Genomic DNA, 22,487 nt, shown 5'->3' with positions numbered 1-22,487 from the left:
CGCACTTTTAATAATAAAAAAGGCATGGTTCCCCATGCCTTTTGTTTATTAACGATAAATTACCAGTGGTAACCTGCACCAACTGCTACACCCACTTTACCTTGTGTATCGCTAGTACCAGCTAAACGAATAATGATTTTACCGTTGTCTGAAATACGTGACATACCTAATGCCACTGCATTTTGACCTTGGTAATTACCCGCCGCCACAGATACCATGCTCTTACCTGGAATGTAAGCTTGTGGTAATTGAGACGCCGCTAATGCGCTTGCTGTACCTGCATTTACACGTTTACCTAACTTGTTCACCTGACCATTTAAGTGGTTGATCTTGTTATTCATGTCAGCTTTTACTTCGTGTAATTGGCTGCCGTTTACCGCATCAGTACTGTCTGCTGCAATGCGTCCTGGTGCAACATTGGTAATTTGTTTATTACCTGCATTAATACCATTTTTAGTCATACTTGGACCGTTTTTAATGGTTACACCATTGCTATCAATCACAGTATCACCCGCGGTGAATTTATTCGCTGTTACGCTTTCCACTTTAAGGTTTTTCTTGATACCTACACGAACATTACCGCTCTTATCAATGTTTGTCATTACATTATCGCCACCATCAAACTCACTCCAGTTTGTGTTGCTATCTGCGCCTTTCACATTAATTTGACTATTTAATTTCGCACCGTAAACATCGCCTACGTTTGCGCCAAATTTTAAGCCATCGCTTAATGTTGCAATAGTTTCACCACCAAAGTTCATACGATTTGGTGTTTTACCATCCAAGTTTGGAGCTGCATCTTTACCACTTACTACTGTAATTGGCGTTGAATTATCACCTTCGCCAAGATTGATGGTAGTAGTGTTAACCGTTGTTGCAGTAACATTTTCAGCTTTCAAGTCTTTTGTGGTTGAAATGGTAAAATTCATACCATCTTGCTTAATTTTGATATTTTGTCCTGCGATATAAGTCACAGTATTACCTGGGCTTACCTTTTGAACAGTTTCACCTTCAGCCTCACCACCGTCTTTATTCACAGTGACATTCCAACCAGAATTATTGATTGCATTTGCAACTGTGGTTGCATTCACCAATTTAGATCCATCTACAGGTGCATCAATTTTTCCTGTTGTATTAGGTGTTAAATCAGTGGTCGCTACAGCATTATAAAGTTGGCTACCGTTTATTGCATCCTTACTATCTGCATTAACATCACCATCTGCAACATTAGTGACTTTGTTTCCACCTGCATTCACGCCAGTATTAGAGATTGATACCGTTTTATTTGGATCTTTAACTGAACCATCTGCATTCAAATTATCCGCTTTATTAACTGCAACACCTGCTGGAGTGATTTTTGTCACATCACCTGCAGCATCTTTAAATTCAGCGCTATTTAACCCTTTTAAGTCTTTAGCTAACTGAACTTCTAATGTATCAGTGCCATCTGCTTTAACATTGATATTACCTGCTGCTGATTTAAAGTTTGTTGACTCTGCTTCAGCTACACCTTCACCTTTAATTTTCACTAAGGTATTCAGTTTATGTTTGTTTACCGTACTTTCATTATTACCTGTAAACTTCAAGCCATCATTTAAAGTTGCAACACTTTCACCGTTTACATCTAAACGAGGTTTCTTAGTTGTATCATCACCATCTACACCAGCAGGGCCCTCTGCGGTCTTAATTGTAAGTGGATTTGCACCATCTTTACCCGCTAGACCGATTGAGCCATCTTTTCCGTTAATTGAAACAGCAGAACCATCTTTACCTTTAACATCTAACGATCCATCAGTACCTGGTTTCCCATCTTCTGCTTTTTCACCTAGTGTCATATTATCTGATGTCGCAATTTCATAACCATTTGTAATTTGGGTAACCTTAATATTTTTACCTTGGTTAATTACAAATGTTTCATTGCTCGTAATACGTTTATCAGCATCAGAAAGAGCTGGTGTCTCAGTGCCATTCGTTGTTAAATTGAAGCCCATACCATCAATTTTCTTATTGATTGTATCGCCTAATGAATATAATTGACTACCGTTCACCGCATCTTTGCTATCCGGTGCTACATTACCATCTGCCACGTTGCTAATTTTGTTACCTGCAGCATCAATACCTGATTTAGTCACACTTGGGCCGCCAGTAATCGTCAAACCATCGTTATTAATGGTTGTATCACCTGCTGTTACATTACCTGTAGCATTAACATTTTTGACATTAATCGTGTCATTTAACTTAAATGTTACATTATTGCCATCTTTAGTGATTTGAATGTTGTCATTAGCACTTCTTAAATCTACCGTCGCATCTGGTGCAATATTCGATTTATTTTCACCGCTATTTACTGATAGATTCCAACCTTTGTTAGCAATTTCTTTCACTTCTTTCAATTGTGAAACATTCACTGCATCAGTGTCATCGGTACCTGCTGCAACACCTGTGATTTTTTTGTCACCTGCATTAATACCTGATTTGGTTACACTTGGTCCACCGTTAACAGTTAAACCATCGTTATTAATGGTTGTATCACCAGCCTTGACGCTATCAACTTTAAGATCTTTGTTTAACTTAACTTGAACACCATTAGGATTCGCTTCAGTGGTAATATTATCATCACCAGTAATTGCGACTTTATCACCTAATTTCTTAACATCAGACTCTTTAGTATCACCTGTAAACGTTAAACCTTTAGTGTTAACGGTAGTATTCGCATCAACACCTTTTTGAATATCATCTTTTGTTGCTTGAGAAAGATCGACAGCATAATCTGTTACATCTACGCCATCAGCATTTTTAGTCGTGCCGTTAGCTGTAACAGAAACTGCAGCTGAACCATTTGAAACGGATGCTGAAACTTCTCTATCAATTTTCTGACGAGTTTCATCATCAATTTTCACTTCAATGCCATTATCTTTGGCTACGGTAGTTAAACCATTTGAACCTGTGATATTTAAAGATTGTGTGGCGAGATTAACCGCACCAGCCCCCGTATTACCAGCTGTTGTTAAGTTGATTGCTTTAATTGCCGTATCAACTGCACCACTGGTTACAGCCTTATTATCTCCTGCTGTGACTGCAGTAGATTTGTTTAACGTAAATGTCACATTGCTTGCATCAGCAGTACTTGTAATATCGGTACCATCCCCCACAATGCCTAAAGATTCACCTAATTTTTTGACCGCACTTCCGCTATTACCTGTGAAAGTAATTGGCATGTTACGCACTTTATTAATTGCGCTAGTGACATCACCTGCCGTAGCAATATTATTAGGATTTGCCGCTGTTGCATTACCAGTTGTCGTATTAGTCGTGATATTTGTTGTATTCACATCAAATTTCACAATAGTGCCATTTTCAGCATCAGTTACATTTACTGTGGTTAAATTACCATCTTTAAAGTTCACAAAACCATTGTTATTGATACGTGATTTAGAAGTACCATTTTGTTGTACGTTAAAGCCACTATAAGTTAATACGGTATAAAGCTGTGAACCGTTAATTGCATCAGTAGAGTCTGCAGTAACACGGCCCGCACCAACATTTTGAATTTGACGTTCAAAACCCTCTTTACCAACAGAAACAGCACCAAGCGAATTATTAGCTAAACCAGCTTTAAACTGTTTATTTTCACTCACGCCATTATCATTTTTGAAAGCGGCTTCATGGGCTGTTCCACCGAAAATATTGCCACCTGCCACACTATCTTTACCTAACGCAACCGAATTTTGCACCGTTGCATTAGCTGATGAACCAATCGCTACACCATCAGCTGCCGATCCAGCTGCGCCCTTACCGATAGCAATAGATGCTTGTTCTGAAGCATTAGCATTATTACCTATTGCGATACCATAAATGCCACTAACATTTGCATTTGCCCCCGTAGCAACGCCTGCATAAGCAGAAGAGGCAGTATGGCCAATGGCCACGCCTAACTCTTTAGCATCTGTATTAGAACCTAGTGCTGTCGAGTTAGTAACGGCTTTAGCATTTGTACCCACTGCTGTAGCATTACCACCATTAGCATGGGTCGCAAAACCAATCGCTGTAGAATTTGAAAAATTACTGGTTGCATTATTACCTAATGAAACGCCATTAACTGCACTTGATTTCGCATCTGGGCCAATTGCAATAGAATTAACTGCCGTTGCACCATTATTATTTTTATTTCCCTCAACAGTCGAATTAACCGAGAAATAACGAATTTTTTCAATTTCTGCCATCGCAGCATAAAGCTGAGAACCATTGATTGCATCAGTCGAGTTTGCAGAAATATCACCTGGTGATAAGTTGATGAGTTGACGTTCATAGCCTTTTTTACCAATGGAAACAACATCCCCCGCGATAGTATCAGCACCACCCGCCCAAGTATAAGTTGTCCCTAAAATAGTACGAGTAGTATAGGCAACCCCTGCTTTATCCGTTGCGGAACCGCCACCAATCGCTACTGAGTTTGCAAACGATGCATTAGCCCCAGTACCAACAGCGACAGCATTCGTTTTTTGAGCTGCAGCCAATGAACCTAATGCTAATGAAAGATCCCCAGATTTTGTTTTTGTTCCTAATGATACAGCAGCTTCCCCTGCAATTGTATTCATCCAACGAGGGCTTTGAAGCTCCCCTCCAGTTAAATCTCTAAATGCTTGTTGAACCGTTCCCGTTTTATCTTGGCCATTAGTATTGATATAAGTCGTTTGTGTAGCCGCTGCTGAATCAGTATCATCCCCACCAATCGCAACCGATGCATTACCATAAGAAATAACATTACCGCCAATCGCAATTGATTGATCGCCTCGAGCCCATGCACCCTCAGTAATAGAATTACCACCAAATGTAGCCGCTTTATCAGCTCTAATGCCAGCTCCAATAGCAATAGACTGGTTTACTCGTACAACAGAAGTGCTATCGCCAACTTGAGCATTTTGACCGATGAGAATATTACGACTACCCGTTGTTCCACCATAATTTCCTGTGCCATCACCAATCAGCACACTATTGTCATAACGACCATTTACGCCATAACCAATAGCGGTAGTACTTCCACCGCTTGCTGATGTGGCACTGTTCCCAACCGCAATACTAAAAGGATGTACATTTGTAGGCGCATTGCTTCCATCCCCCACAATCACTTTCGCTTGCGCCGGCATCATCACTGCAGATAAAGAAAGTGCAAATGCTGAAAGTTTAAAAAGAGAAGATAAACGTGTTTCGCTTGTTACACGTTGTTCTGAGTTTGAAGAAGCTTTTACGGCTCCTTTTGCTAATTCTGATGTGACGACAAAAGATTGTGTCGTTTTGTTCCAAATAATCTTAAATACTTTGTTCATAAAAAGGTTCTCCCAAACAAATAGGCCAATAAGTTGTTGCGAAGCTAAAATAATGCAAACTAAGCAAGTAAATAGTAAAGTCTTTGGAGTATATAGGAGCTAAGCATAAGATCAAGGAAATGTTTGCTTTTTACACTGTTTTTTACAAAAAATTTACATTTTAACGTTTGCGTAAAAAGCGAACATTAAAAAAGTACTCAGGATGGGCTAATCACATGGGTTTAATCCCTCTCAAACAAGTAAAAAAACACGATGAAAATCAACCGCACTTTTGCCTCTTTTAGAATATTATCCTTTACCACTTTCTCAATACCAGCATACCCCTTTATGAGTATTTTTATTTTAAAGTTTGATCAACCTCAAAGTTTTGAAAAAAAACCTTAGGAAAACTACTGCTTTTTGGTATCTTATGCTTGCGTTGAGCTATTTTTATGAGTGAATTCAAAAGCTTAATAGGAATTGTTCGCATTTAAAATTGTTTTTTTATTCTTTCCTAATGGAGTGATTATCGTGAACGCATTGAGAAAAAGCCTTGTTTTGGCCACTTCTTTCGCAGCTTTAGGTGTGTATAACTCAGCGATGGCTGAAATGGTATACAAGCCTGTTGAACAACCTGTGGAAGCACCAAACCCTAATTTAAAAATCGAAGCAGTGAATGAAAAATTTGCTGAGAAATATCCTAGCCAATTCAATTCGTGGAAAGCGACTGAAAAAGGCGACAAAATCATCTATGCTAATGAACAAGATCCTCGTTTAATCGTGTTATGGGGGGGCTATTCTTTCGCAAAAGAATATAACGCACCTCGTGGTCACGTTTATGCAGTAGAAGATGTACGTAATATTTTACGTACTGGTGCGCCCAAAAATGCAAATGATGGCCCTCAACCAATGGCATGTTGGACTTGTAAAGGTCCAGACGTTCCTCGTTTAATTGCAGAATGGGGTGAAGATGGTTACTTTGGTGCCAAATGGGCTAAAGGTGGACCAGAAATTGTCAACTCGATCGGTTGTGCTGACTGTCACGATACGACCTCTAAAGACTTTGCTGAAGGCAAACCTGCATTACGTATTGCTCGTCCACACGTTCTTCGTGCATTAGATCACTTAAATAATGCACTTCAAGCAAAAGCAAAAGCTGAAGGTAAAGAACAAGCTAACTTAAGCTTTAACACAGCTGCTCGCACTGAAAAACGTGCTGAAATCTGTGCAAACTGTCATGTTGAATACTACTTCGCGGGCGACTTAAAACAAGTAACCTTCCCTTGGGATAACGGTCAAACTGTTGATGACATCGAAAAATACTATGATGATATCGGCTTCAGTGACTGGACTCACTCTCTTTCTAAAGCACCAATGTTAAAAGCGCAACACCCTGACTTTGAAATTTGGTCTTTAGGTATGCACGGTAAAAACGGCGTAACTTGTATCGACTGTCACATGCCTAAAGTACAAGGTAAAGACGGTAAAGTTTACACCGACCACCAAATCCAAAACCCATTCGATGCATTTGATACCACATGTGCAAACTGTCACGATCAAAGCAAAGAAAAACTTAAAGACATCGTTGCTTCACGTAAAAAAGAAGTGAAAGATGTAATGGGTCGTTTAGAAGATCAAGTTGTTCGTGCTCACTTTGAAGCGAAAGCGGCATGGGATGCAGGTGCAACTAAAGAAGAAATGGAACCTGCTTTAATGGATATCCGTCACGCTCAATGGCGTTGGGACTACGCAGCAGCAAGTCACGGTGGTCACATGCACGCACCTGATGTAATGCTTCGCGTATTAGGTTCTGGTATCGACAAAGCTGCGGATGCACGTGCTAAACTTGCAGCAATCTTAACTAAACATGGCGTGAAAACTCCGGTTGAAGTACCAGATATTTCTACAGCTGATAAAGCATGGAAAGTAATGGGTATTGATATCGAGAAAGAACGTCAAGCGAAAAAAGAATTCTTAGAAACTGTTGTACCTCAATGGGTAAAAGAAGCGAAAGCCAATGGCAAATTAGCTGAAGATACCGCAACAAAACAATAAAAAAAGAACCGCACTTTGTAACTTAAAGTGTCGAAGTGCGGTCATTTTTAACCATATATTTGAGGTAATCAGAATGAATTTAACTTCTTTAATCAGCAAATCGGCAAAATCCCTCGCATTGCTTGCAATGCTTGCGGCAATGCCAATGGCTGCAAGTGCGGAAGAGATGGCAAAAACACCTGCCTCTCAACTCACTTATGAGCCACAATTGGATAACCAACGTGACCCAAACCAATATTGTGCGAAATGTCACAAATTTGACCAAGTTGATAAAAACCAAACTTTAGATCAATCTGGTGGTGAATTACACTTTGGTAAATTCCACGGCGCACACTTAAATCAAAAAAGCCCTAACACAGGTAAACCGATTAACTGTGTAAACTGTCACGGTAATATTTCGGAAGATCACCGTCGTGGTGCAAAAGATGTGATGCGTTTTGATGGCGATATCTTTGGTGATAAAAAACCAATGTATACCGCGCAAGAACAAAACCAAGTTTGTTTTGCTTGTCACCAACCTGCAAAACTTCGTGAAAAACTTTGGGCGCACGATGTTCACGCAATGAAATTGCCTTGTGCAAGCTGCCACACATTACACCCGAAAGATGATGCGATGAAAGGTATTCAACCGAAAAATCGTGTGAAACTTTGTGTAGATTGCCACGGCGAACAACAAAAACGCAAAGCGGCAAAAGACGCACAATCACAAACGCAATCAACCGAACAAAAGGATAAATAATGACAGCTTGTTCACGCCGAAACTTTGTTTCCGGCATGGGGGCACTAATCCTTATGACGGGGACATCAGTTACCTCTTTAGCGAAAGAGGAAAAGGCGGATAAACCGAAACGCTATGCAATGGTACACGACGAAACAGCTTGTATCGGCTGTACCGCTTGTATGGATGCTTGTCGTGAAACAAACCACGTTCCTGAAGGCGTTTCACGTTTGGAAATTCTCCGTAGTGAACCTTACGGCGAATTCCCAAATCAAGAATACGAGTTTTTCCGTCAATCTTGCCAACATTGTACAAACGCCCCTTGTGTGGCTGTTTGTCCAACCGGTGCATCATTTATTGATCCTGAAACAGGTATCGTCGATGTGCATAAAGATCTTTGTGTAGGTTGCCAATACTGTGTTGCAGTTTGTCCTTACCGCGTACGTTTCATTCACCCAGTACACCGTACTGCGGATAAATGTAACTTCTGTCGCGATACAAACTTAGCAGCTGGCAAACAACCTGCTTGTGTAGAAGCTTGTCCAACCAAAGCATTAACCTTTGGCGATATGAATGATCCAAGCAGTGCAGTTTCCCGCAAAGTGAAAGAAAATCCGGTTTATCGCACTAAAGTGGAATTAGGTACTCAACCAAATCTTTACCATATTCCATTCCAACACGGGGAGCCAAGAAGATGACATTAGATTATCCTGTTCCGTTTCACACACCTAATTTGGTGTGGGATTCAACAATCGCTATCTATTTGTTCTTACTTGGTATTTCTTCCGGTGCGGTACAATTAGCGATTGCTTATAAACGTAGTCACAAATTAGAAAATCCTAGCAAAAACTGGATTATCCGAGCGGCCGCCGTTTTAGGTTCTGTGCCAACATTAATTGGTTTAACCCTGTTAATTTTCCACTTGGCACGTCCTTGGACATTCTGGAAATTGATGTTTAACTATCAATTCAACTCTGTAATGTCTATGGGGGTAATGTTATTCCAAGTTTATATGCTGTTTTTGGTATGTTGGTGTGCGGTTATCTTCAAAGAAGATATCATGGCGTTCATTCAACGTTTTATGCCAAAACTTGGCTTCGTCGGTAAAATTATCAATGTATTAGAACGTTTAACTGGTCCTGTAGAAGTTATTCTCTTCATCTTAGCCGCTGTGCTAGGGGCTTATACTGGTTTCTTACTTTCAGCATTGATCAGTTACCCAATGTTGAATAACCCTGTTCTACCAGCGTTATTCCTGGCTTCTGGTACCTCTTCAGGTATCGCAGCAACCTTCTTATTTATCCTCATTGCAGGTAAATTAAAAGGTGATAGCCATGAATCACACTTCATTCATAAATTTGAAGTGCCAATTATGGTGACTGAACTTGGTTTATTAATCTGTTTCTTTGTTGGTCTACACTTCGGTGGTGGTCAGAAAGTGGTTGCATTACACAATGCACTTTCCGGCTTCTGGGGTGCAGTGTTCTGGATTGGGGTATTCTTAATTGGTATCTTAATTCCTCTACTTGCGAACCTTGCAGTAAAAGACAACTTAAAATACAACAAGAACTTTATTATCCTTGTGTCAATCTTCGACTTAATCGGGGTTCTCTGCTTACGTTACTTCATCTTGTATGCAGGACAACTTACCGTTGCGTAAGGATAAACTTCTTATTTAATCAAAAGGCGTATACAATACGCCTTTTGTTTATTTAAAAGACTAAAGTGCGGTTAATTTTACGTATGTTTTTCATGCTTAAAATTAACCTTATTTTGTAAAATACAACCATTAATACTGAAGAATACTATGCTCCCCGAATTCGGATTTCTATCACTACTCTTCGCCACCACTGCCGCACTCTTACTTTCTATCGTGCCGCAAATTGGTATTTGGCGAAATAAACCCTCTCTCACCAACACGGCTTGGGGATTAAGTTATTGCTTCGGTATTTTTACGAGCGTTTCAATCGGTATTCTTGCCTACTCTTTTGCAACAGATGACTTCACTTTGGAATACGTGGCAGCGCACTCCAATTCTCAACTACCAACATTTTTCAAAGTCGCCGCCACCTGGGGGGGACATGAAGGCTCAATTTTATTTTGGCTTTTCACATTAAGTCTTTGGTTAGTGGCTTTTGCCTTTTTCTCTCGCAAAAATGACCGCACTTTTTCTGCACAAACCCTTTCTTTACTCGGCTTAATTTGTCTTGGGTTTGCTATTTTTATTTTGTTCTACTCCAATCCATTTGGACGTGCATTTCCTGCCCCTGCAGAAGGGCGAGATCTCAATCCAATGCTGCAAGATATTGGCTTAATTTTCCATCCGCCGCTTTTATATGTGGGTTATGTGGGCTTTGCTGTTAACTTTGCCATGTCAATTTCTGCCTTAATCTTTAATCGTTCTGCACAAGTAATTGCGCGTGCGATGCGAGCTTGGGTCCTCGTTTCTTGGTTATTCTTAACGTTAGGGATCGTGCTCGGTGCCTGGTGGGCATATTACGAATTAGGCTGGGGTGGCTGGTGGTTCTGGGACCCTGTAGAAAACGCCTCACTTATGCCATGGTTATTAGGACTTGCACTTTTACACAGCTTAATGGTGACTGAAAGACAAGGCATGTTTAGCTACTGGACAACACTCTTTTCCCTACTCGCTTTTGCATTTAGTGTATTAGGCACATTTATTGTCCGTTCAGGTGCATTAACCTCTGTTCATGCTTTTTCTTTAGATAGCTCCCGTGGTTATGTACTATTACTTATTTTCTTCTTATTGACTGTCGGCTCACTCAGTTTATTTGCCCTACGCACAAATACCAATGAAAGTGCGGTCAAATTTCCACTCATTTCTAAAACTGGAGCTATTTTAGGTTTAAACATCGTATTGGCCGTCGCCACCGTCAGTACCTTCTTAGGCACCTTCTATCCGATGCTATTCCAAGCCATGAATTGGGGAAGTATTTCTGTGGGAGCCCCTTACTTTAATAGTATTTTCTTGCCATTGCTCACGTTAGTGCTTTTTGCGATGGCGGCGACGCTTTGCTTAAGCTGGTTTAAATCAGACAAAAAACGCTTTTTCAAACGTCTGTTATTACTTATTCCCGCTGCAGTAATTGCTTATGGCATGATTTGGAACGCGTTGCAAAATGATGACGCATTACGTTTCCATGTCTTCGCTTATGTGTTGCTCACCCTCGCTATTTGGGTATTATTCGTCACCTTATGGCAAAATTGGGCAAAAGTAAGACTATCCTATTTTGGGATGATTCTCGCACACTGTGGCGTGGCTATTGCGACAATGGGCGCCGTGATGAGTAGTTACTTTGGCAGTGAATTAGGTGTTAGACTTGCACCACAACAAAGCCAGCAATTAGGTCAATTTGAATTCCATTATGATCGTTTTTCCAATGAAATTGGGCCAAACTTTACCGCCGAAGTTGCTTTCTTTAACGTGTCAAAACAAGGCAAACCTTACGCTGAAATTGTACCAGAACGCCGCTATTACGACGTTCGTACCATGACCATGAGTGAAGTGGGTTTAGATGCTGGTCTTTGGGGCGATTTATATATTGTGATGGGCGATAACTTAGGCAAAGGTGAGTTCACATTCCGCTTACATTACAAACCACTTATTCGCTGGTTATGGCTCGGAGGCATTTTAATGGCACTTGGCGCATTATGTTCAGCCATCAATTTGAAGAGAAAACGCGATGAATAAAAAGTTTATTTTGTTTTTACCACTGATTTTATTATTGAGCGTTTGCTTACTGCTTTTTGTTGGTTTGCATAAAGATCCCAAACAAATTGCCTCTGCACTCATTAATAAGCCCGTGCCGGAATTCTATCAAGCAAATCTACTTGAACCGAGTCAAATTGTCAGCCCAAGAGATTTCCCAAAGAAACCTTTTCTGCTTAATGTGTGGGGAAGTTGGTGTGGCTATTGCCAACAAGAACACCCTCTTTTGATGGAAATATCAAAAGAAGTCCCCATTGTTGGAATCGACTATCGTGACAAACCTCAAAATGGCATTGCGATGCTCGAACGCATGGGCAATCCGTTCATACTTACCATTGACGATAGCCGTGGTGAATTTGCGATGCAATTGGGCGTAGATGGTGCCCCAGAAACCTATATTGTCGATGAACACGGCATGATCCGTTATCGTCATTCTGGCTATATGGATCGTGAAACGTGGCTTACCGAAATCAAACCAAAACTTGATGAATTAACAAAAAAGTAAAATGAAAAAATTAACCCGATTTCTGACTGCACTTTTACTTACTTTCGCCCTTTTTGCTCACGCAGAAATGGTGGATACTTATGCGTTTAAAAACCAAGCCGATCGTACTCGTGCTGTTGAGTTAGCAAAATCCTTACGCTGCCCACAGTGTCAGAATCAGAATTTAGTTGAGTCCAATTCGCCGATTGCTTATGACTTACGTATTGAAGTCTATAAAATGGTGGATGAAGGAAAAACGAACCAACAAATTATTGACACCATGACAGCACGTTTTGGTAATTTCGTGAACTATAAGCCCCCTTTCCAATGGAATACTGCACTACTCTGGTTATTGCCTATTTTGCTATTAATTGGGGCTTTTGCGTTGATTTTATTTTCCACTAAAAAATCAGAAGACGCCCCTAAACCACTTGAAAATCAACCTCATACAGCGCCTAAAGAGGAAAAAAGTGCGGTTAAATTTGAAACCAAATCCGCCATTTGGGTCTTTGCTATTTTGTTGGTTCTTCCTTTAAGTTATTACTTCTCCCTTGATCGTTTTGAGCGTGTTCAGCAAGGTGAAAAAGAGATGATTGAGCTTGCCAATAAAAAAGCCGATACATCAATGGTGCACCAAAAAGAAGATATGGTGCTCAAAATTCAAAATAAAATTCGAGAAGATGTGAATAACCCTGAGCTTTGGGCTCAGCTAGGTGATGCTTATATGCAAAATGATGAATTTGATCATGCGCTCATCGCCTATAGCAATGCAGAAAAAATTTCAGGCACAACACCGGCTATTTTAGGCTTAAAAGCGACCGCACTTTATTATCAAGCCGGCCAAAGCATCACACCACAAATCCAGCAAATAATGGATGAGGCGTTAAAACAAGATAAACATGAAATCTCGGTAATCACATTATTGGCGACAGAAGCGTTTAAAAATCATGAACCCGAAAAAGCCAAAGCTTATTGGCAGCAATTATTAGATTCAGGTAATGCTGCCGTGGATCGCCGTACTGTTATCCAACGAATCAAAATGATAGACTATTTTGAAAAAGGACAAACCTCACAATAAGCTATGTCTCATTATTCAGAAAATATCATTATTGGAGCCGGTGCTGCTGGCTTATTTTGTGCCGCTCAGTTAGGCAAACTGGGCAAACAAGCCACTATTTTTGATAATGGTAAGAAAATTGGCCGAAAAATTTTAATGTCTGGCGGTGGATTCTGTAATTTCACCAATATGGAAATTACGTCTGGCCGTTATATCAGCCAGAACAAACACTTCGTCAAATCCGCCTTAAAACGTTATACACAATGGGATTTTATTGCTTTAGTCGCTGAGTATGGCATTCCTTACCACGAAAAAGAATTAGGTCAGTTATTTTGTGATAACGGTGCAGAAGATATCGTGAAGATGCTCGGAACGGAATGTGACAAATACGGTGTCAACATTCAACTACGCAGCGAAGTGAGTGATGTCGAAGCCGTTGAAAACAACCCTAAAGTGCGGTTTAAATTGAAGGTAAATGCGGTTGAATGGCAATGCCAGAATTTAATTATCGCCACAGGTGGGCTCTCCATGCCCGGTTTAGGTGCTTCGCCTTTTGGCTATCAAATTGCAGAACAGTTTGGATTAAATGTGATTCCTCCGCGTGCAAGCCTTGTACCCTTCACATGGCGAGAAAGTGACAAATTCTACGCGGCACTCTCTGGCGTTTCATTAGATGTAGCTGCAACGAATCAGCACAAAACCTTTACTCATCAAATGCTATTCACCCATCGCGGTTTATCTGGTCCTGCTATTTTGCAAATATCCAATTATTGGCAACCGGGTGAAAGCATTCATTTAGATTTATTGCCTTATAGAGATATTCGCTATCACCTGGATGAAATGCGTCAATCTTCACCTAAATTGCAGTTAAAAACCGTATTAAGTCTCTTATTACCGAAAAAATTAGTCGAGCTTTGGTTAGAACAAGGCTTGATTCAAGATGAAGTGATTGCAAACTTAAGTAAAGTGCGATTAGAAAATTTAGAGAATTTAATCCACAATTGGCAATTTATGCCTAATGGTACTGAGGGCTACCGTACAGCTGAAGTCACGATGGGCGGTGTTGATACCCATGAGATTTCATCCAAAACCATGGAAGCTACAAAGATTAAAGGACTCTATTTTATCGGTGAAGTGCTCGATGTTGTCGGCTGGTTAGGCGGCTACAATTTCCAATGGGCATGGAGTTCTGCGGCCGTTTGTGCGGTGGGAATTGCTGAAAGTTAATCTTTCTCTACATTAATTATTTTCATCATAAATGAAAAAATCATTACTTTGATCGTGAAATATCCTTACGTTAAAATCAGCATACGAAAATAAAAAGAAGGATATAAACATGACATCAAAAACACTTCCCTTCCACGCTGATACTGTGGGCTCATATTTACGTTCTCAACCTTTAAAAGAAGCCCGTGCAAAATTTGCAGCAGGTGAAATTTCTCGTGAACAATTAACGGAAGTTGAAGATCAAGAAATTGCTAAATTGGTACAAGCTCAGTTAGATGCAGGTATTCAAGTCATCACGGATGGGGAATATCGCCGTGCATTTTGGCATATCGATTTCTTAGAACACTTAAATGGTATTGAAGGTTATCACCCTGAACACGGTTATAAATTTAATGGCGTGGAAACCAAACCTTACAATACTCGCTGCTGCGGTAAAGTATCTTGGAATCCAAACCACCCATTTATCGAACATTTCAAAAAATTAAAAGACATTGTTGGGGATCGTGGCGTCGTAAAATATACCATTCCAAGTCCGAATCAATTAATGTATCCAATCCAATGGGATACTGGCGTTTATGCGACACGTGCAGAATTTGCCAAAGATGTTCAACAAGCTTATAAAGATGCGATTAAAGCCTTCTATGATGCAGGTTGCCGTTATTTACAATTTGATGATGTGTATTGGGGTTCACTCTGTAACAATCACCTAAAACCAGAATTTGAAGCAGATAAAGCACAGGCGCTTGAAAATATTCAGGTTGTATTAGCTGCTAAACCAGCAGATATGGTTATCACAACGCACGTTTGCCGTGGCAATTTCCGTTCAACGTATTTATTAACTGGCGCATACGATCCTATTGCGGATGCATTATTTGGCCAAACTCAATACGATGGCTACTTTCTTGAATATGACGATGAACGTTCTGGTGGGTTTGAACCATTAAAACACTTTGCCAATAATTCACACAAAGGCCGTGTTGTATTAGGTTTAATCAGTTCAAAATTCCCTGAATTAGAAGATAAAGCGGCTATTAAAGCACGCATTGAAGAAGTGACTAAATATGTTCCACTTGAACAGCTTTGCTTAAGCCCACAATGTGGTTTTGCTTCAACAGAAGAAGGGAATATCATGACGGAAGCACAGCAATGGGCTAAAGTTCGTTACGTTGAAGAAATTGCTAAAGAAGTATGGGGTGAAGATTAATTCTTTTCATATCTGATGTTAAAAACACGCTGTTTTTTAACCGCACTTTTATAGACTTAGAGCGTAGCAATACGCTCTTTTTTATTACTGCCTTTCAATAAATAAAAAAGCTGATGTTATTCACATCAGCTTTTTCATTATCAATTTGTCACTAGATTTGCGTTAAATCGACATTTTTCGTTTCTTTTGAGGCTAATAACGCTAACAAGGTTAAGAATGCATTAATGGCTAAATAAATTCCCACGCCCATTAAGCCATAAAGCGCGTTGATTTTTAATGAAATCATTGCCGCAATAGTTGCCCCGATAATCGATGCAATATTATAGGCTAAAGAAGCACCGGAATAACGTACTTCCGTTGGAAATAATTCAGGTAATAACGCCGCCATTGGGCCAAATGTCATGCCCATTAATGCCATACCAATTACTAAGAAAGCAAATACAGAAACTGGTGTACCGTTTCCAAGGAATAATGGCATACATAATGCAAAAATTAAAATGCTGACCGTTGTCCAAATCAACCATTTACGACGACCGATTTTATCGGCATAAAGACCTGAAATACTGATAAAAATCGCAAAAACGATCGCACTCATTAAAAGTAATCCCGTGAAGGTATTGGCAGGAATGCCTAATCCCATAGGATAGCCCGCTTCTGAAAGCGTTGCCGGTGTACGAGAATACGCTTGAGCAAAGGCAGTCATAATATAGAACAAGGAATAAGTCGCCACCATAATAAAGGTACCAATCACCATTGGTTTAAAGTGTTTAGTGAAAACCACACTCACCGGTGCTTTTAATTTTTTCCCTTTTTCTTCCGCTTCAACGAAGACATGGCTCTCATGTAAAGTTAAACGAACATATAATCCAACTAAAACTAAGGCTAAAGAAGACACAAACGGGATACGCCATGCCCACTCAACAAGGGCTTGTTGCCCCCAGAAATAGCTCACTAAGAAGAAGGTTGCATTAGCCACAAATAAACCAATTGGCGCCCCTAATTGAGGGAATGTGCCATACCAAGCACGTTTTCCTTCTGGCGCATTTTCTGTTGCCACTAAAGCAGCGCCGCCCCATTCACCACCAAGACCAATACCCTGACCGACTCGGCAAATACATAACAAAATCGGTGCCCAAATACCAATTTCAGAATAAGTCGGTAATAAACCGATAACGACCGTAGATCCGCCCATTAAAACCAAAGAGGCAACCAAGGTTTTCTTACGACCAATCTTGTCACCAAAGTGTCCAAATAAAGCAGAACCAATTGGACGAGCAAAGAATGCTAAAGCTAATGTCGAAAGAGAAAGCAAATCATCTGAAAGCGGATCGCCACTATGGAAGAATTGCGTGTTAAAAACTAATACTGCCGCAGCGGCATAGATATAATAATCGAAGAATTCAATTGCGGTACCCACCATGGATGCTAAAGCAACCTTAAGTGGATCATTACGAAGTTGTGAGGACATTTTGCTTCCTTAAGAGTCAAATAAAATGAAAGGGCTAAATCCTAGCATTTCTCTTAAGGTTGAGCAATTTTTAATACGATATTTTCGATTTTTTCAGCAAAATATGTCGGATTTTCTAAATGTGCATTATGACCAGCATCAGGAATAAGCGTTAAATTGAGTTGATTGGCTTCAGCCATTTGACGAAACTTCTGATCTCGCTCACCACAAAAATAAAAAAATGGCAGCAAACTTGACCGCACTTTCTCTCGAAAATCAGGCTGCTTGGCAAGGCTCGTTGCTAATAATATCTTACCAATATTTGCCCAGCAATTAGCTTTTCGCTTTTCAATTAACGACTTACGTTGCTGTTCATTTAAATGGGAAAAGACAGGCTGTTTATACCAATCTTCTAACACGGTTTCAGGCTTTTCATGGAAAAAACGCTCAGCCCACATTTTGTCATTAACTAAACGGCTTTGTTTTTCTTGCTCAGACTGTAAACCTAAATTCGCCCCTTCTAAAATCACTGCTTGTAAATTGCCTCTTTGCACTTGAGCTTGCAGTGCATAATATTGTGCGATTCGTCCACCAAGTGAATAACCAATTAAGATATAAGGCTCATCTTTTATGAGATGTTGAATTTGTTCTTCAAGGCACTGAGCGGTTTGCTCAAAATCTTCAACGGCAACAGCTTTATTCTCTCCATGAAACGGTAAATCGAGAGAGAGACAACGAAAGTGCGGTAGATTTTCGATGACTTTTTGCCAATCTGATTTCGTACCTAATAAGCCATGGAGAAAAACAAGATTCATCATAATAATGCCATATAAAGAAATCCCCTCTATATAAGAGGGGAAAGAAATTATTCACCAATCACCGCGTGGCTGATTTGTTCAATCAAGCGCTTATAGGTTGCGCTGCCATCACTTGGGTTTGTTTTGATTTCAATTAATGTCGCACGGCGGCGAGTATAAGCTTGTTTTAACACGGAGCTTAAATCTGCCCAGGTGTAAGGCAAGGCATACTTTAAGCCAAACATTGCCGCGACTTGAGAGAAATCACCATTATGTGGCAAGCGATAGAACTGCTCTTTCACCTCTTCATCCACCGGCAACATATCAAAGATTGCGCCACCATTATTGTTAATCACAAAAATAATGGTCGGTTGAGTGACATTTTTAAATAAGGCTAAAGAGTTTAAATCATAAAGCGTAGACGTATCGCCAATCATGGCTACCACTGGTTGATCGGCACCGATACCGATACCTGCAGCTGTTGCTAATAAGCCGTCAATCCCACTTGCACCACGATTGGTGAAAATCGGATACCCTTCAGGTAATTTAGTTAACGCATCAACCAAACGCACAAAAAGACTGTTTCCTAAGAACAAAATACCGTTGTAAGGTAAAACACGTTCAATATGATGGGCTAATGAGGCTTCATTAAGATTGCCACCGACTTGTTGTTCGATAAAGGTTGCACAGAATTTTGAAAGTGCCAGAGGTTCGAGCAACCAAGGCTTTTGACGCAATGGCGGGTGTGCACGCAACCAATGATGTGCTTTGGCGTTAAAGCGAGTTTGCGTATGGTGGTTTGGATCAACTGCATTTTGACTTTGCTCCACCACCCAAAATTCACCTTGGAATTCCGCTAAGAATTGGTTAATACGTTTACTGATAAAACGAGAACCAAATTGAATCACGATATCAGCTTGAAGTAATTTTTGCTTCACCGTTTGGTTTGCCAGCCAAATATCCGCATAAGGCATGAGAGGTTCTACACCTGATTGAATATCCGTCAGCAAAATCCACCCCATGGTATTTGCCCATGAGTTAATGCCCATTGCTTGTTCAGGCGTTAATTGCCCTGCCACAATCACACCACGTTTAGTACGCCAAGTATCCCAATTCTCGTGCATTAACACTTCTTGCTGTAATGGTTGATGATCAACCCAATTTTTAGGCTGACTTAACCAACGTTGAATTGGCATTAACCACGGATGACCGTCAATTTCTTGATCTTGGGCATTATAAAGTGGCTCTGCAAAAGGCACATTGATATGTACCACACCTGGTTGTTGCTTTTGTTTATAGCAAGCTTGTTCTAACGTCGAAATTAACCATTTTGCTGCATAATCTGCCTGAGGTTTAGGTAGATTGACACTTGCAACGGGGTAATCGGCAAACATATTTTGTTGCACTATAGCTTGATTCGCCCCACATTCCCACAATTCAGGTGGACGATCAGCGGTAAGAATAATTAAATTCACGCCTGTTTGGCGAGCTTCAATAATCGCTGGATATAAATTTGCTGCTGCGGTGCCCGAGGTGACAATCACGGCAACAGGTGCTTGCGTGGATTTTGCAATACCCAAAGCAAAAAAGCCTAAGCCACGTTCATCAAAGTGACTATGGCACGTTGCTCGAGAGGCATTTTGTAAACGCACAGCTTCTAGCGTTAAAGGTGTTGATCGTGAACCTGGCGCAATACAAAAGTGACTCACCCCTTGGCGAACCAAGGTTTCTAAGATCACCTTTGACCAACAACGATTAAATACGCTTACAGACATTCTTCTTATTCTCCGTTATTCTCTGCAAACAGGGAAATGAGCCCTGCCGCTTTACGTTCAATTTCCAACCACTCTTCTACAGGTTGTGAGCCTTCCACAATACCGGCTCCAGCAAATACACGCACTTGTTTTTCTTCGATAAAAGCCGAGCGAATGGTGACACAAAATTCTGATAGATGTTGATTCATCACACCTAATGTACCGGCATACCAACGACGATCAAAGGTTTCTATTTCAGCCAAAGCTTTCCTCGCTTGCTGCTGTGGTAAGCCTGATACAGCCGCCGTTGGATGGATCGCTTTCAGCAAATCGGCATCCGTACAAAGTGCGGTCAATTTTGCTTGCATTTTTCTAATTAAATGCTGCACTTTGCGTAGTGACTTTAATGCGACATCATCAACAGTAATTTGTTCCACTAAGTGACTGATATTTTGTGAAATATCTTCAACCACTAACCAGTTTTCATTGAGGTTTTTTTCGTCATTTAACAGCCAATTCGCACGTTCGTCATTTTCACTCGGATTATCACTAACAGGTGCTGTCCCCGCAAGCGCCTCCGTAAATAACTGACGATCATCTCGTGCGAATAAGCGTTCAGGCGTCGAACCTACAAAACAGTGTTCAGCATTATCTGCCCATAAAAAATGGTAACAACCACTATTTTTTGCTTGGCTTGCTGCAAGAAAATCTTTTCCGTTTAACTCACCCTGAAGACCAAACACGGTTTCATTCGCCAAAACAAGCTTGGTTAATTCCCCTTGTCGAATTCGACTGAGTGCTTGATTGACCCAATCGCACCACGTTTCTTGGTTTGCTTTTGGCACCATGCTTTCGATGGTTAATTGATTAAGTGGTAAAAGTGCGGTCGTTTTTTCGAATGAATTCAATACCGCTTTTGCCAGATTAAGCTCATTTGTTTCAACAAAAACTGAAATCTCAGTCTCGCCATGTTGTTGTTCAATTAAAACTTGAGGCAAAATAAACTGGCTTTCACCTTGAAACTGTAAACCACCGACTAAAGGGAAATCGTGTTCTTGGATAAATTGCTGTGCCAAATTCACATCTGAAAATGACCGCACTTTCCCCACCGCTGCGACGGTTTTATCTTCATCACGAAAACGTAAATAAAATTGTGGATAAACAAGTTGCCCCTTCATCCATGCCAAAAGATCAACACCCAATTTCATCTTCGTCTGAAGACGTGCAATAGCGGATTGCTGATCAGTTGTCACCAAGGTTTCAAACTGGCGAATTAGCTCAGATTTAGCTTGTTCTAAAGGGCCCATGAAAAATAATAAAACACACAAAAAATTAGCCCATATTCTACCGCACTTTAATACATTCAAAAAATTTTTTTATTAAATCTTTTCAAGATAAGAATTTAAGCGTAAATTAGACGTAATTTTTGAATGAAAATCTAATTATCATAGGATGTTATTAATGAGATCTTTTCCGAAATCAGACAAATTAGAACACGTTTGCTACGATATTCGTGGACCGGTTCACAAAGAAGCTTTACGCCTAGAAGAAGAAGGCAATAAAATTTTAAAACTGAATATCGGCAACCCTGCCCCATTTGGTTTTGAGGCGCCTGATGAAATTTTAGTTGATGTTATCCGCAACCTACCATCTGCACAAGGTTACTGCGATTCGAAAGGGTTATATTCGGCACGTAAGGCTATCGTGCAATACTATCAATCTAAAGGTATTCATGATGCGACAGTAAACGATGTGTACATCGGAAATGGTGTATCTGAATTGATTACTATGTCCATGCAAGCACTTCTCAATGATGGTGATGAAGTCTTAGTTCCAATGCCAGACTATCCATTATGGACAGCGGCTGTGACCTTAGCGGGCGGAAATGCAGTACATTATTTATGTGATGAAGAGGCTGGTTGGTTCCCTGCTATTGATGATATTCGCGCAAAAGTCAATGCCAAAACCAAAGCTATCGTCGTGATCAACCCGAACAACCCAACGGGTGCAGTTTATAGCAAAGAGTTACTTGAAGAAATTATCCAAGTTGCACGTGAAAATAATCTGATTATTTTTGCAGACGAGATTTATGACAAAATTCTCTACGATGGTGCTGTCCACCACCATATTGCAGCTCTTGCACCAGATGTATTAACCATTACATTCAATGGCTTATCAAAAGCGTATCGTGTTGCGGGTTTCCGTCAGGGTTGGATGATTTTAAATGGTCCAAAACAACATGCTAAAGGCTATATTGAAGGCTTAGATATGCTGGCATCTATGCGTTTATGTGCAAATGTGCCAATGCAACACGCCATTCAAACCGCATTAGGTGGCTATCAAAGTATTAATGAATTTGTTCAGCCTGGTGGTCGTTTGCTAGAACAACGCAATAAAGCCTATGAGTTGCTCACTCAAATCCCGGGTATTAGCTGTGTAAAACCAATGGGAGCGATGTATATGTTCCCGAAACTCGATATCCAAAAATTCAACATTCATAGTGATGAAAAATTTGTGCTCGATTTATTACGTAAAGAGAAAGTACTTCTCGTGCACGGTAAAGGCTTTAACTGGCATTCACCGGATCACTTCCGTGTGGTGACACTTCCTTATACCGGTCAATTAGAAGAAGCCATTGGCAAATTGGCACGATTCTTAGAGACTTATCGTCAATAATAAAAAAGAGCGGTTAATTAACCGCTCTTTTT

15 protein-coding genes are annotated in these 22,487 nt (G+C 40.3%); 10 read left to right on the top strand and 5 right to left on the bottom strand.

Going from position 1 to position 22,487, the window contains the following annotated elements; genetic code table 11:
* Positions 1 to 59: 59 nt before the first annotated feature.
* Entirely contained in the window at positions 60 to 5,327 is a 5,268-nt protein-coding gene (locus HMPREF2732_RS09635) for a YadA-like family protein (RefSeq protein ID WP_083304331.1), read from the bottom strand.
* Positions 5,328 to 5,837: 510 nt separating this feature from the next.
* Here HMPREF2732_RS09635 and nrfA point away from each other — a divergent pair.
* From nrfA to HMPREF2732_RS01690, 9 genes are all read left to right on the top strand, one after another.
* The gene (gene nrfA / locus HMPREF2732_RS01730) at positions 5,838 to 7,361 is read left to right on the top strand and encodes an ammonia-forming nitrite reductase cytochrome c552 subunit (protein ID WP_180363118.1); all 1,524 of its coding nucleotides are present in this window, start codon (positions 5,838 to 5,840) and stop codon (positions 7,359 to 7,361) included.
* Positions 7,362 to 7,434: 73 nt separating this feature from the next.
* The gene (nrfB, locus tag HMPREF2732_RS01725) at positions 7,435 to 8,100 is read left to right on the top strand and encodes a cytochrome c nitrite reductase pentaheme subunit (protein ID WP_049367089.1); all 666 of its coding nucleotides are present in this window, start codon (positions 7,435 to 7,437) and stop codon (positions 8,098 to 8,100) included.
* Positions 8,100 to 8,777 carry a cytochrome c nitrite reductase Fe-S protein gene (gene nrfC, locus HMPREF2732_RS01720; protein WP_005695543.1) on the top strand — a complete coding sequence of 226 codons (678 nt, stop codon included), beginning with the start codon at positions 8,100 to 8,102 and terminating at the stop codon, positions 8,775 to 8,777. Before nrfB ends, nrfC begins: the two co-directional genes overlap by 1 nt.
* On the top strand, positions 8,774 to 9,739 hold the full coding sequence (gene nrfD / locus HMPREF2732_RS01715) for a cytochrome c nitrite reductase subunit NrfD (protein WP_049367090.1): 966 nt from the start codon (positions 8,774 to 8,776) through the stop codon (positions 9,737 to 9,739). The genes nrfC and nrfD overlap by 4 nt, the downstream gene beginning before the upstream one ends.
* A gap of 147 nt (positions 9,740 to 9,886) precedes the next feature.
* A complete protein-coding gene (nrfE, locus tag HMPREF2732_RS01710) occupies positions 9,887 to 11,791 on the top strand; it encodes a heme lyase NrfEFG subunit NrfE (RefSeq protein WP_070590526.1) in 1,905 nt (634 codons plus the stop codon).
* The gene (locus HMPREF2732_RS01705) at positions 11,784 to 12,314 is read left to right on the top strand and encodes a DsbE family thiol:disulfide interchange protein (protein ID WP_070590521.1); all 531 of its coding nucleotides are present in this window, start codon (positions 11,784 to 11,786) and stop codon (positions 12,312 to 12,314) included. The genes nrfE and HMPREF2732_RS01705 overlap by 8 nt, the downstream gene beginning before the upstream one ends.
* A gap of 1 nt (position 12,315) precedes the next feature.
* The gene (gene nrfF, locus HMPREF2732_RS01700; protein ID WP_070590517.1) at positions 12,316 to 13,371 is read left to right on the top strand and encodes a heme lyase NrfEFG subunit NrfF; all 1,056 of its coding nucleotides are present in this window, start codon (positions 12,316 to 12,318) and stop codon (positions 13,369 to 13,371) included.
* 3 nt (positions 13,372 to 13,374) lie between these two features.
* Complete coding sequence (locus HMPREF2732_RS01695; RefSeq protein WP_070590514.1) at positions 13,375 to 14,577, top strand: BaiN/RdsA family NAD(P)/FAD-dependent oxidoreductase; 1,203 nt, start codon at positions 13,375 to 13,377, stop codon at positions 14,575 to 14,577.
* A gap of 109 nt (positions 14,578 to 14,686) precedes the next feature.
* Positions 14,687 to 15,781 (top strand): 5-methyltetrahydropteroyltriglutamate--homocysteine S-methyltransferase, encoded by a 1,095-nt coding sequence (locus HMPREF2732_RS01690; protein ID WP_070590510.1) that lies wholly within the window; start codon positions 14,687 to 14,689, stop codon positions 15,779 to 15,781.
* Positions 15,782 to 15,932: 151 nt separating this feature from the next.
* Here HMPREF2732_RS01690 and HMPREF2732_RS01685 read toward each other — a convergent pair whose 3' ends face one another.
* Genes HMPREF2732_RS01685 through HMPREF2732_RS01670 form a run of 4 tightly spaced genes read right to left on the bottom strand, consistent with a single transcriptional unit; the run spans position 15,933 to position 21,086 of the window.
* Complete coding sequence (locus tag HMPREF2732_RS01685) at positions 15,933 to 17,249, bottom strand: MFS transporter (RefSeq protein WP_070590507.1); 1,317 nt, start codon at positions 17,247 to 17,249, stop codon at positions 15,933 to 15,935.
* Between the two features lie 53 nt (positions 17,250 to 17,302).
* Positions 17,303 to 18,046, bottom strand: a complete 744-nt coding sequence (gene menH, locus HMPREF2732_RS01680; protein ID WP_070590503.1) for a 2-succinyl-6-hydroxy-2,4-cyclohexadiene-1-carboxylate synthase — start codon at positions 18,044 to 18,046, stop codon at positions 17,303 to 17,305.
* Positions 18,047 to 18,093: 47 nt separating this feature from the next.
* A complete protein-coding gene (gene menD, locus HMPREF2732_RS01675) occupies positions 18,094 to 19,800 on the bottom strand; it encodes a 2-succinyl-5-enolpyruvyl-6-hydroxy-3-cyclohexene-1-carboxylic-acid synthase (protein ID WP_070590500.1) in 1,707 nt (568 codons plus the stop codon).
* Between the two features lie 5 nt (positions 19,801 to 19,805).
* A complete protein-coding gene (locus tag HMPREF2732_RS01670; RefSeq protein ID WP_070590497.1) occupies positions 19,806 to 21,086 on the bottom strand; it encodes an isochorismate synthase in 1,281 nt (426 codons plus the stop codon).
* A gap of 154 nt (positions 21,087 to 21,240) precedes the next feature.
* Between HMPREF2732_RS01670 and HMPREF2732_RS01665 the strand changes: the two genes are divergently transcribed.
* Positions 21,241 to 22,455, top strand: a complete 1,215-nt coding sequence (locus HMPREF2732_RS01665) for a pyridoxal phosphate-dependent aminotransferase (RefSeq protein ID WP_005697883.1) — start codon at positions 21,241 to 21,243, stop codon at positions 22,453 to 22,455.
* Positions 22,456 to 22,487 lie beyond the last annotated feature (32 nt).

Source organism: Haemophilus sp. HMSC061E01, assembly GCF_001810345.1.
Classification (GTDB): Bacteria; Pseudomonadota; Gammaproteobacteria; order Enterobacterales; family Pasteurellaceae; genus Haemophilus_D.
The sequence above is the reverse complement of the archived record's forward strand: the minus strand, read 5'-3'. Positions and strand labels throughout refer to the sequence as shown.